We start from the raw sequence: 12,127 nt of genomic DNA, 5'->3' as shown, positions 1-12,127 counted from the left end.
TTGCGTCTCGGTGGGCACCGGTGCCGGGTCCACCCCGGACTCCGGGGGAAGCTCGGCACCGATCTCGAGGAGGACGTCGAAGGACGCTTCACGCGGCTCGACGTTGGCGCGGTTGCCCGAGACAGCCTCGGCGGGCAGCTCGTACCCCACCGTGAGGGGCACCTCCCGGCCCTTGGCGAGCTCGACCTCCAGGACGGGGGTCACCCCGTTCGCGTCGAGCTCGGTGAAGGAGGCTGAGCCTCCCGGCCAGCGCAGGACGAGGTCGTCGTAGAAGCTGCCCAGGTCCTCGCCGCCCGCGTGGTGCACGTCCGGGGCCGCCGGGTCGAGCAGGTCGACGTTGACGATGCTGGCGCGCAGGGTGCCCGTCGCCGGGCCGTCGTTGCGCACGAGCACCGTCCGGCTCGCGGAGTCGCCCGGCACCGCGACCGGCGTGCCGAGGAAGCTCTCGGTCGTCACCCCCGTGTAGGTGGTGCCGTCCCACGACATGTGGATCGCCTCGTCGAAGGGCGTGCCCGCGTGCGCTGCGCCCGCGCTGAGGCCGACGGCGAGCGCCGCCACGGCGACGGTGCTGAGAACTCGGCTCACGGCTGCTCCCCGGGACGGAAGGTGGTGGAGGTGAAGGTGATGGCGTGGACCGGCTCGGCGGCCGGGTCGAGCCGGGCGACGACGACGGCGTCCCACGTGTCCTCCGCCTCGACGACCGGCCCCTCGGGGGGACGGGCGCTCACCCGTGCCGTGTTGGCGTACTCGCCCACCTCCGGCGCGCCGTCGTGGCTGGCGTACAGGCACCAGTGCTCGGTCACCGGTCCGGTGCTCGTGGAGTACGTGCTCGGGACGGGGGTGGACTCGAGGCCGCTCGGTTCGGGCAGGCTCTGCGGGGAGAGCACCTCGGTGCGACAGTCGCGCGGTGAGGCGACCGGGAAGAGGGCGATGTCGGCGCTGCCGAACACCCCGCTGCCCCAGTCCTCCGGTGGGCTGACGACGTAGTGCAGGCCCTTGTTGCCCTGGCTGACGGAGTCGACCTGGACGGGGACGGCGAGCTCGCCGTCACGGACGAGCTTGGCAGCCTCCTGCGGGCCGACGGTGCGCACCGCGGTTCCGGTGGGGGCCGGCACGGTGGCGCCGGGCGCCCCGACGGCGAAGGACTGGTAGCCGGCGGCGACGGTGCCGCCGAGCGTCGCCGAGTCGCTCCACAGGGCGAGGGAGACCCCGCCGACGCCGAGGCAGGCGCCGGCGACGCCGGCGACCGCGGCCGTCAGTGCCGTGCGGTGTCGTGTCGTGGTCATGAGGCGAAGCCCTCCCCGGACCGGACCTGCTCGAGGTCGACGACGACGGTCCCGAGGTCGGTGAGCTGTGCGGCCGCGTCCGCCCCGACCCGGTCCTTCGTGCCCTCACCCAGGGTGATGGCGACCTCGACGGTGAGGACACGTCCGTCGTCGTCCAGAGCGACGAGCCGATCCTCGCCGAGCGGGACGTCGGAGACGAGAGGGTCACCGGCCGCGTCGCGCACGGAGTAGGTGGCGCGCACGCCCTCGGGCAGCACGGGCTCCCGCTCCCAGCCGACGGTGAGCCGACCGCGCATGTTGTCGCCCTCGAGCTCGGTGGTGAGCCGCTGGCTCGCGAGGAGCGAGTCGCCGGGGCGGGCGAGGAAGCTGGCGGGATCGATGCGCCGCGGCGTCCCCGGCACGTCCGGTGAGGTGTCGTGCCAGACGGTCTCACCGACCGTGTCGATGTCGAGGTTGCCGGCGGTGATGGCGCCCAGGGGCAGGTCCGCTGCGGCCTGCCAGAGGGCGACGGTGCCGCCTGCGCCGGCGGCGCCCGCGAGGAGTGCGGCGCCGGCGACGAGCAAGAGCGACCCCCGGCGCCCGCGGGCTCTGCGTGGGGTGGGACGAGTGGTCACGACTCTCCTGTGGTGATCTGCCCGGGGCCGCGGCGGCGGCCGGCACGGGAGTCTGCGATGACGAGGTAGCTGCCGTACCCGATGAGGAGGCAGGCGACCGCGGTGACGACGGCGCCGCGGTTGGGGCCCACCGCACCCGCGAGGTGGCCGACGTAGGGGACGTGGTAGACGACCCGGCCCATGACCTGCTCGGGCGAGACAGGGTCGTCGTCGGCGCCGTTCGCGTCGCCGCGGGTGATGTAGGCGGGCTCGGCGCCGAGGGTGGCACCGACGACGCGGTGCGTGACGAGCGTCGGGTCCCCCGCGACGGGCTGGAAGGTGACGACGTCACCGACCTCGTACTCCGCCTGCGGGACCGCCACGACCATGTCGCCGGGCGAGTAGGTCGGCTCCATGGAGCCGGTGAGGACCGTCAGCGCCGCACCGCCGAGCACGCGGGGGACGACGGCGACGGCGGCGGCGAGGAGGAGCAGCGCGACGAGCAGGACGGCGGTCGTCCCGCTGAGGACCGCCCGCCAGAACGTGCCGGTGGGGGCCTGCTCGGGAGCCGGGGTCGTGCCGGGGGCCGCGACGGTCGTGGCCATGGTGCTCCTTCCTCGGGGGTGGGGCGGGGGAACGGGTGGGGGCGCGCCGGGGGGTGCGTGCCCCCACCCGGGTGCGCTCAGAAGCCGCCGACGCCTCCGTCACGCACCTGCGTGAGGGTCACGTCGAAGGCCTTGAGCGCGGCCTTGGCCTCGACGAGGTCGCGCTCGGCGACGTCCTCGTCGAAGGTGACGCTGAGGACGACCTCGAGGTTCGGGGCGTCGGTCAGCGCGGCGGGCAGCGTGTGGAGCGCGGCCACGTTCTGGGAGTTGTCCGCCGAGGCGAACCGCAGCGGCTGCGCCGCGGCCAGCGGGGTGGCGTCGACGATGGTCTCGCCGTCGAGGCGCACCTCGTAGGTGGCGTGCTCGGCGAGCTCGGCGAGGAGCCGGCCGTCGCCGGTGACACCGAGCTTGTCGAGGGAGAGCTCGGCGGCGAGGTTGTCACCCTCGAGGGCCGCGCTGAGGGGCAGGGTGCCCTCGACGGTGTCACCGGGGACGATGCGGAAGGTGTCGAGGTTGATCTCGTGGTCGCCCTGGGTGCGGTCCGCCGACACGTCCTGCCACGACACGGTGCCGGCCTCGACGTCGAGGTTGCCCGCCGTGATGGCGCCACCGGCGACCTCTGCGCTGTCGTTCCACAGCGCGAAGGTCGCGCCGCCCATGAGGAGGGCCGCGCCAGCGGCTCCGGCGACGATGCCCGTGGTCTTCTTGTTCATGTTCATGTCCTTGGCTAGGTGTGATCGAACTGGAGGTTCGGTGACGGCGCGTGCGCGCCGGCACCTGACCGAGCGGAGGGCCCGGGCAGCTGGGGGGAGGGTCAGGGACGCGGGTTGACGGGCCCTGAGCCCGTGCAGACCATGTGGTCGCCGACGGCGAGGTCTGCTCGTGGGCACCGGACGACCACGCCCTGGTCGTCGGTGACGACGACGTCGGAGAGGGGGGTCTGGCCGGTGTTACGGACGGTGTAGGTCCACGTGACGGTCGAGCCGCTCGTCACCGCGGAGCCGGGACTCAGCTCGCGGGCGCCGGCGAGCTCCGCGGCGGAGGGGGCGTCCCACGCCTGCTTGAGGATCTCGACGCCCGGCTCGCGGGTCTGGGTGTTGGTGAAGGTGCACGTGACGTCGTCGCCGACGGCCACGCGGACGGTGGTGCCGTCCCCGGTGCGCGTGACGGTGAGGGGCCGTCCGTTGGCCGTGCACGTGAGGCCGGACAGGTCCCAGCCCTCGGAACGCTGTGCGGGCGAGATCCGCTCCTCGAGGCGGACGGTCGCCGCGGTCGCGTCGGGGCGGGTGAACTGCACCGTGTAGCCGACGGTGCCGGTGGGTCCGGTGACCTGCGGGCCGTTCGCCGTGAGGGTCCCGCTGCCGGCGGTGCGCGTGGCGGCGAAGGTCCACCCGGCGCCGGGCCCGGGCGTGCCGCCGTAGGGCTCGGCGACCTTGTCGACCGTGATGGTCGCCTGGCAGGTGGCCCCCTTGGCGAGCGTCTCGAGCAGGCCGGCGAGCTCGCGCCACCCGGTCTGGACGTGGTCGGCCGCGCCGGCGGGCGTGCCGGGGACGTAGGCGGTGGGCCCGGAGACGGCACGCAGGTTGAGAGCCTCGCCCTCCATCCCGTCACCGACCCCGACGGCGAGGACGCGGGTGCCCCTCGCCTTGAGCGCGTTGGCGGAGAAGATCGCCTGCTCGGTCTCGACGAGGCGGGTGACGTTGCCCGGCCCCGCGGCGGGACTGCCGGAGTAGGTGGCCATGCCGTCGGTGATGACGATGGCGAGGTCGAAGGACTGGCCGTCCTGGGCGACCTGGTGGATGCCGCGGTCCCAGTTCGTGCCGCCGGAGGCGGTGTAGGAGCTGATCCTGCTGCGGATCGTGGCGAGGTTGCCGTCGACGGGCATGAGCTCGGGGTAGTTCCTGCCCGCGGCGGACGAGGAGCGGGGCGCGTTCTGCGCGAAGGTGAACAGCGACAGACGTGAGCCCGTGCCCTCGAGCGCCTCGGCGAAGGCGATGGCGGAGGCCTTGAGGTCGCCGACGGCGCCGGCCTCGGCCACGGAGCCGGACAGGTCGAGGACGAGCGCGACGTCGATGCCCGCGTCGCAGGTCTGCGGGAGGCGGGGGTTGGCACGGGAGACCTGCCAGCGCCCGCCCGTGGCGGTGAGGTTGTCACCGGAGCTGCCGTCCATGGTGGTGGTCGCCGCGGCGTACGTGGAGCCGGCGCGCAGCTCGCGGCCCGTGCGGGCGACGTACGGGGTGGACCGGAGGGAGCCGGGGACGCCCGTGACGAGAGCGGGGTTGCTGTACCAGCCGGCGGGGGCCGACTCCTGCACCACCCAGAACTGGCGGTCCCGGTTGACGCCCGCCGGGGAGACGAGCACCTGCTCGTACGACCAGCACCCGAGGAACCAGACGGTGCACTCACCGTTGCGGTAGACGGCCTGCTGCGTCTGGGGGACGACGAAGCTGCACTCACCCTGCGCGTCGGACACGCACGTCGCCCAGCTCCCCGAGACCGGCGAGGCCGGCCCCGCGGCACCACCGTCGTGGAGGCGCAGGCGCACGCCGGCGAGCGGCCCCACGGTGGCGGCGGCGGTCCGGTCGCCGCCCACCTGGACGGTGATGACGGCCGATGTGCCACTCGCGCCCGGCACGGCGGACGGCGCGACGGACCGTGCCGTTGCGCCGGCGGTGCCCGCACCGGTGGCCGGCACGGGGGCGACCGGTGCCCGCTCGGCCGTGGGCGCCGTCGGGTCCGCAGCAGGCACCTGCTGCTCGACGGTGGGCGCCTGCTCCTCGACGGTGGGCGCCTGCTCCTCGAGCACCGACGCCGGCTCCTCGAGGGCGGGCACCTCCTCCTCGACGGCAGGCGCGGGGGCCTCGTCCGGCCCGTCCTGCTCGGGGAGCTGGACGGTCGCCGGCGTGGGCGTGACCTGCTCGGCAGCATCACCGGGCTCGCCGCTCGCGACGGATCCCGTCCCGCTGACGACGAGCGCCAGGGTGACGAGGGCCGTCAGGCCGAGGCGCGAGGTGCGCCCGGCCCGGCTGCCGGTTGTGGCTCGGTGCTTCATGGTGTCGTGCTCCGCCCGTGATCGATGATGAGGGGAAGCACACCAGCCGGGCGGACCGCTGCGGGGGCAGGCGGCGAGTGACAGGGAGAGGACCGCCGAGGGACGCGCGGGCTAGCCGCGGGGAGCCCGGGGTGCCTCGGGGTGAGAGATATGGAAGCGCACCCACGGCGCGCTCCACCAGGAAATGGCGTCATCCCGCCCAAGGAGGAGGGTGGGGCATGCTTTCGTAGGACTCACCCTCCGCTCACCCCCACCTTTGGAGGAGCGCTCTCCCGCGGCGCTCGGCAGCACGGACACCGCGCCACGGGTCGGCCCGATGTCCACATGCCGAGCAGGGATGCGCGAACGGGGCCGTCCCGAAGGACGACCCCGTTCGCCGGCCACCGAGCCGGTACGGGACTCACGCCTGGCGCCGATCACAAACGCCGTGCGATCCCGGCGGCCATGGGGGGCCGCCCGCGTCCCCACCTGCCGGGCGGAGCTGGTGGGGACGCGGTGCGGGAGGTGGTGGTCGAGTCAACGACCGCCACCAGCTGTGTCAGGCCTCCTTCCGGCGCCTGGTCGTGCCGAGGGCGAGACCGCCCGCGGACAGGAGGACCGCCAGCAGCACGGCGCCGGCGACGGCAGCGCCGGTCGGCGGCAGTCCGGGCGTACGCGGCGGGGTGATCGGACCGCAGTCCTCGGCCACGATGGTGTCGTTGCCCGTGGTGAGCTCGGCCCGGTTGAAGAACCCGCGGCCGGGGCCCTCGGGGCCGCAGACGAGGTTCCCCGCAGGGATGTCCGCATCGACCTCGACGACGAAGGTGAGCTCGTACCGCTGGACCTCCCCGGCCCCGATGGCGGCCTGCTCGAGGATCGGCCCTTCACCGTCCCACTCGAGGTCCTGCGGGTCCTGCGGGTCGGTGACGTCCCAGGCCTCCTGCTCCCGGATGGTCACGCCCTGCGCGAAGCGCGGGGTGTCCTCGAGCCGGTAGTACTTGCTCCACGGGCTGTGGGAGTTGTCGACGACCAGCGTGTAGCCCACCTCCCACCTGCCGTCGGCCCGCTCGACCGCCGAGTCGAACACCTTCTCGAGGCGCTCGTGGGTGGGCGGCACGCAGTCGCGCTCCGTGCTCTCCTCACCGTGCGCCGTGAGGGTGGCGGCGTTGAGGAACCCGCCGCCGTCGGTGCCCTCGTCGCCGGTGCACTGCGCCTCCTCGGTGCCGACGACCCCGGCGGCGACGTCCGACACGACCGTGACGACGTAGGTGTGGCTCGACTCCCCCGCCAGGGGGCGGTCGTTGGCCAGCACCGTCGTGACGTCGTCGGGCAGGGCGGTCCACTCCCCGGCGACGTCCGTGCCCTCGAGCACCCACTCGGCGGTCAGCGGCGTGATGCCCTCACCGAACTCGAGGGTGTCGGTGAGGTCGTACATGCCGCCGAGGGCCGAGTCGTTGGTGACGACGACCTCGTAGACGACCTCCCAGTCACCGTCGATCCGACCCACGGCCGAGACGACCGTCTTCTCGTGCGAAAGCTCGGGGCCGGGCACGGGGAGGCAGGCGTCGTCGTCGTAGTCGTCCGCACCGGAGGTGACGACGACCCCGTTGAACAGGCCCTGGCCGGGACCGTCCCCGCACTCGCGAGCGTCGTCCGGGACGGACGTCTCGGTGAGCCCCACCGTCACGGTGACCGTGTACGTGTGGGTGGTGGCGGGTGGCAGCGTCACGCCCGTGACGACCTCCGTCTGCGTCGTCCCGTCCCAGTCGCCGTAGACGGTGCCGTCGCGCTCGATGGTCGCGTCGACGATGTCGACCCCCTCGGCGAGGCCGAGCTCGTCGGTGAGGTCGTAGACCACCGCCTGGTCGGCGTCGGGGTTGGCGACGTCGACCGTGTAGGAGACGTCCCAGGTACCGCCGTCGCCGGCGACGAGGTCACCGGCCGTCTTCTCGACGGTCGGGGCGACCGGCTCGGCGCAGTCGCGGTCGGTGGTCTCCTCGCCGTGCGCGGCGAGGGTGGCGGCGTTGAGGAACCCGCCGCCCTCGGTGCCGTCGTCGCCGGAGCACTGCCCGGCCTCGCCGCCCACGACGCCCTCGGCGACCGCGGCCGTCACGGTGACGACGTAGCTGTCGCTGTCGCCACCGGCGAGCGGGCGGTCGCTGGCGAGGGTCGCCGTGAGCTCGTCGGGCAGGTCGCCCCACTCCCCCGCGACGCCGGTGCCCTCGAGTGCCCACTCGGCGGTCAGCGGCGTGATGCCGTCGCTGTACTCGAGGGTGTCGCTGAGGTCGTAGGCCCCGCCGACTGCCGAGTCGTTGGAGGCGACGACCTCGTAGACGACCTCCCAGGTGCCGTCGGGCAGCTGGTTCGCCGAGACGGCGGTCTTGTCGACCGACATGTCCGGGTCGGGGATCGGGACGCACGCGTCGTCGTCGTACTCGTCGTTGCCCGAGGTGATGGTGGCCAGGTTGAACAGGCCGTGCCCGGCGTCGGAGCCGTTGAGCCCGCACTCCCGCAGCCCGCCGTCGTCGGTCTCGACGACGTCGGAGAGGCTGACGGTCACGGTGACCGTGTAGGTGTGGGTCGTGGCGGCCGGCAGGAGGACGCCGGTGACGACCTCCGTCTCCGTCACGCCGTCCCAGTCCCCGTACACGGTCCCGTCGCGCTCGATGCTCGCGTCGAGGATGTCGACACCCTCGACGAAGTCGAGCTCGTCGGACAGGTCGTAGCTGAGCGTCTGGTCGGCGTCGGGGTTGGCGACGTCGATCGTGTAGCTGACGTCCCAGGTGCCGTCGTCGCCTGCGACGAGCTCACCCGCCGTCTTCTCGACCGTCGGGGCCACCGGCTCGGCGCAGGCGCGGACGGTCTCGTCCTCGCCCAGGACAGTGAGGGTGGCGGCGTTGAGGAAGCCGCCGCCCTCGCTCAGCTCCTCGTCGTCGCACAGGCCGGCCTCGGTGCCGACGACGCCTTCGGGGACGTCGGCGGTGACGACGACGACGTAGGTGTCCGTCGTGCCGGCAGCGATCTCGACGTCGGTGGCGAGCACCGTCGTCGGGTTGTCGGCCACGGGCTCGGTCCACTCGCCGCCGGCGTCGGGCTCGCCCGCCGGGAACCAGAGAGCCGCCGTCGGCGTGATCCCACCGCCGTACTCCAGCGTGTCGCTCAGGCTGTAGACGCCCGCGTAGGCCTCGGGGTTGACGACGTCGATCTCGTAGGTGACGAGCCAGCCCCCGCCCGGCAGCTGGTCCGCCGAGACCGACCGCTTGGCGACCTCGAGCTCCGGCACGCAGACCTCGACGACCTCCTCCGCGGACTGCTGCGTCTGCGCGATCCACGCCGTGTTCGTGTACTCGACGCAGGCTCCCGGTGCGCCCTCGAGCTCGAGGGAGTAGGTGAAGACTGTCGGCGTCCCGTCCGCGTTCCACGTCGCCGGCCCGAGCTCCACCGGACTGGCGGGGTCGGTCTGGTCGTCGACGACGGTGATCGTCTCGTTGATCGGCGTCTGCGCCCAGTCGCCGGGCTCGACGTCCGCGGTCCCGGTGGCCGAGGTACCCGGGGTCGGCACGGTGTCCGCCCACGTGGCGGTCGCCGTGTTGGTGCCCGAGTAGGACGGCTGGGTGACGAAGGTGCACGTGTAGCTGAGGTCGACGGTCGCGCCGGCCGCGACGAGCACGTCGTCCCCGCCCGCGACGGTGCACACCGCCCCACCGCCGACGTCGACGGTGTCGGTGACGTCAGCGGTGATGTCGAGCCACTCGTTCGGGTTGGTCACCGTGACGGTGCCCTGCATGGCCCATCCGGCGTCACTGCTCCCCGTGGGGGTCGCCGTGACGGTGTAAGCGGCGGTCGCGGTCCCGGTGGCAGGGTCGACGGTGACCGTGGTCTCGTCGGCCTCCTTGTCGATCTCCCACAGGTACATGCGGTCGAAGGACACGACGACGTTCTTCTCGACCTCCAGGTCCAGGCCGGCGCAGAGCGTGACGACCTCGGTGCTCGACTCGTTGACGACGAGGGGCGCGAACATCGGCTCGGGCGAGTTGACGATCGTGGCGGTGTTCTCGAACTCCACGCACTGGCCGGCGGTGCTCGGCCACTCGAGGTCGTAGGTGAGAACGGCCTCACCGTCGGTGGCGTCCAAGGCGTTGCCACCGGGGTAGTCGGACAGGTCGTACTCGGAGTCGGTGACGGTGACGTACCGGTCGGTCTCCGCCACGGACGCCGCCGCGAAGTCGAAGTCCGCGGTCGCCGCGCTGCTGCCGTCGGTCCCGGGGAACGCGGCGGCGTCCCAGGTCACGGTGGCGGTGTTGGTCCCCGCCGTCGTCGGCGTCGCGCCGGTCAGGTCGCAGGTGTAGTTCAGCGTGACGGAGTCACCCGCGGGAACCGTGACGTTCGTCCCCCCGGGCACGGAGCACGTCGAGCTCGGGAGGCTGTCGAGAACGGTGACCCCGGTGAAGGGGACGTCGTTGGGGTTGGTCACCACGACGGTGCCGCTCACCGTGAAGCCGGAGTCGACCGGCCCCTCGGGCGTGACCGTGACGTCGTAGGTGAAGGTGCCGTCCTCACCGGCGGGGACCTCCAGGCGGTCCTCCTCGGCCACCTTGGTGATGTCCCAGTCCCAGTCGCGGGTGAAGCTCGGCACGGCCGTCTTCGTCACGACGAGGTCGTCGTAGTCCGGCGGGACGAGGGCGTTGCGGACGGTACAGCTGACACTGTCGGCGGCGGCGACGTCGACGGTGAAGCCGAGCTCGCCGCTGTTGGTCACCGGCAGCTCCTCACCGCTCCCCGTCAGGACGCAGCGCGCGTTGTCGCCGTCGACCGGGACGAGCTCGTAGCCCGCCTGCTGCGTCTCGGTGACCGTCACGCTGCGGCTCAGCACCGTTGTGTAGTCGACCGCGAAGTTGACGGCGCTCGAGTCGCCGGTCGTCGCCGTCGTGGGCGTGACACCGTCGGTCTCGGTGCTGAAGGTCCAGCCCGCCCCACCGTCCACGACGTCGCCGTCCGCGTCCACGACCTCCTTGACGACCGTGAGCGTCCCGGCGCAGTCGGCGCTGGCGATCTCCTCGAGGGTCGCAGAGAGGTCCTCGAGGTCCGTGCGGTAGAAGTCCTCACCCTCGGTCGGGCCGGAGACGAGCGGGATGCGGACGCTCGCGCCGGGCAGGAAGGCCTCGGGCCCGAAGCCGACGAGGACGACCTGTGCACCGGTCGCCTTGACCGCGTTGGCGGAGAGGATCGCCTCGTTCACCTCGGCGATCGTCGCGACGTCGCCGGGGCCCTGGCGGTCACGGTGGAAGGTGGGCTGGCCGTCGGTGAGGAACAGCACGACGTCGTACTGCACCCCGGACTCGGCCACCTGGTGGAACGCGCGGTCCCAGTTCGTCCCGCCACCGCCGCTCGGAGTCGCCCGGTAGCCGTTGATCCGGTTGACGATCTGCTCCGCGCCGCCCGGCGTCGCGACGCTGGTCAGCGGCAGGCCGCCGTTGGTCGGGCCTTCCGCGGGCGCCTGGCTCCCGAAGGTGTAGAGCGCCACCTGCGACGGCGTACCGGTGATGGAGGCGATGAAGTCGTTGGCGGCCGTCTTGTGCTCGTCGAGGATCTCCTCGGTCTCGGTGACCGAGTTCGACAGGTCCAGGACCATCGCCATGTCGAGACCACACTGTGCCGGGGCGACGTTGTTCGCCCGGATGCTGGCCCAGGTGGGCTCCTGGACGGTGTCGCTGTAGGCGGGCGGGAGCTCGATGGTCCGGTCGTCGACCGAGTCGGCCGCGGAGACGGGACCGGCACCGAAGATGTAGGGGGTGTCGGCACTCCACTGCTGCGGCGCGGTCCAGCCCGCTGGAGCGTCGGCCTGGACGGCATAGAAGACGTCCTCCCCGCCGAGCACGCCGACGAGGTCGGCGAAGATGCCGCACTCGCCCGTGCCGTCGGTGGTGCACGAGCCGACGAGGTCTCCCTCGGGCTGCCCGCCCGGCGGGAGGTCGGTCACGCGGTAGAACTCGTAGGTGACCCCGGCCAGCGGCGTGGCCGTGGTGCTCTCGTTACCCGTCCCGGTGCGGTCGCCGCCCGACCTCACGATGAGCTTGACCTGGTCCGGACCGGGCTCACCCGGCGGCACGAGGAAGGGCGTGACCTCGAGGTCCGGCTCCTCGGCGGCCGGCTCCTCGGCGGCCGGCTCCTCGGCGGCCGGCTCCTCCGCGGCCGGCTCCTCCGCGGCGGGCTCCTCCGCGGCGGGCTCCTCGGCAGCGGGCTCCTCCGCGGCGGGCTCCTCCGCCTCGTCTGCGGTGGCCTCGTCCGTGGTCTCCTCGAGGGCGGCGTCGGCGGTCTCGACGGCGTCCGAGCTGAGCTCGCTCAGCAGCTCGGCCACCTCGGCGTCGTCCTGCGGAGCGGCCAGGGTCGCGGTGCCGCTGATGACAAGGGTCAGGCTGGTGAGGCCGACGAGAAGGGCGCGCGACCCGCGCCGCCAGAGAGGTGGTGTTCGACGGTGACGAGTAGGCATGGCGACGCTCCTTGTGATCGGTAGGGCGCTGCCAGCCCACCACCGCGTCGGCGCGCGGGCGGGGGTGAGTCAGGATGATCGTCGGCTGATCCCTGTCCGGCCAAGGGTGAGTGGCCTGTGTC

The 12,127-nt window shown here is 73.0% G+C and carries 6 protein-coding genes and 1 pseudogene; all 7 read right to left on the bottom strand.

What is annotated here, in order from left to right; translation table 11 throughout:
• Window positions 1-585 (bottom strand): annotated as a pseudogene (locus DSZ44_RS10540) (hypothetical protein); the annotation flags it as partial.
• Window positions 582-1,286 carry a SipW-dependent-type signal peptide-containing protein gene (locus tag DSZ44_RS10535; protein WP_110852571.1) on the bottom strand — a complete coding sequence of 235 codons (705 nt, stop codon included), beginning with the start codon at window positions 1,284-1,286 and terminating at the stop codon, window positions 582-584. The pseudogene DSZ44_RS10540 and the gene DSZ44_RS10535, both read right to left, overlap by 4 nt.
• Window positions 1,283-1,900, bottom strand: coding sequence for an alternate-type signal peptide domain-containing protein (locus DSZ44_RS10530; protein WP_181424605.1), 618 nt, complete (start codon window positions 1,898-1,900; stop codon window positions 1,283-1,285). Before DSZ44_RS10530 ends, DSZ44_RS10535 begins: the two co-directional genes overlap by 4 nt.
• Complete coding sequence (locus DSZ44_RS10525) at window positions 1,897-2,484, bottom strand: signal peptidase I (RefSeq protein WP_110852569.1); 588 nt, start codon at window positions 2,482-2,484, stop codon at window positions 1,897-1,899. The genes DSZ44_RS10530 and DSZ44_RS10525 overlap by 4 nt, the downstream gene beginning before the upstream one ends.
• A gap of 77 nt (window positions 2,485-2,561) precedes the next feature.
• Window positions 2,562-3,197 carry an alternate-type signal peptide domain-containing protein gene (locus tag DSZ44_RS10520; protein ID WP_181424604.1) on the bottom strand — a complete coding sequence of 212 codons (636 nt, stop codon included), beginning with the start codon at window positions 3,195-3,197 and terminating at the stop codon, window positions 2,562-2,564.
• 101 nt (window positions 3,198-3,298) lie between these two features.
• The gene (locus tag DSZ44_RS10515) at window positions 3,299-5,536 is read right to left on the bottom strand and encodes a CLIPPER-2 domain-containing protein (RefSeq protein ID WP_110852567.1); all 2,238 of its coding nucleotides are present in this window, start codon (window positions 5,534-5,536) and stop codon (window positions 3,299-3,301) included.
• Between the two features lie 538 nt (window positions 5,537-6,074).
• Window positions 6,075-12,005 carry a vWA domain-containing protein gene (locus tag DSZ44_RS10510; RefSeq protein WP_146237521.1) on the bottom strand — a complete coding sequence of 1,977 codons (5,931 nt, stop codon included), beginning with the start codon at window positions 12,003-12,005 and terminating at the stop codon, window positions 6,075-6,077.
• Between the last annotated feature and the right edge of the window lie 122 nt (window positions 12,006-12,127).

Origin of the sequence: Georgenia satyanarayanai (assembly GCF_900116375.1) — a bacterium.
Taxonomy (GTDB): Bacteria; Actinomycetota; Actinomycetes; order Actinomycetales; family Actinomycetaceae; genus Oceanitalea; species Oceanitalea nanhaiensis.
Note: the sequence above shows the minus strand (reverse complement) of the source record. Positions and strands in the feature narration are given on the sequence as shown.

Bases quoted from the DNA above. Each gene is read 5' to 3' on its own strand.
- DSZ44_RS10535 (WP_110852571.1), bottom strand. From the start codon at position 1,286: ATGACCACGACACGACACCGCACGGCACTGACGGCCGCGGTCGCCGGC.
- DSZ44_RS10525 (WP_110852569.1), bottom strand. From the start codon at position 2,484: ATGGCCACGACCGTCGCGGCCCCCGGCACGACCCCGGCTCCCGAGCAG.
- DSZ44_RS10520 (WP_181424604.1), bottom strand. From the start codon at position 3,197: ATGAACAAGAAGACCACGGGCATCGTCGCCGGAGCCGCTGGCGCGGCC.
- DSZ44_RS10515 (WP_110852567.1), bottom strand. From the start codon at position 5,536: ATGAAGCACCGAGCCACAACCGGCAGCCGGGCCGGGCGCACCTCGCGC.
- DSZ44_RS10510 (WP_146237521.1), bottom strand. From the start codon at position 12,005: ATGCCTACTCGTCACCGTCGAACACCACCTCTCTGGCGGCGCGGGTCG.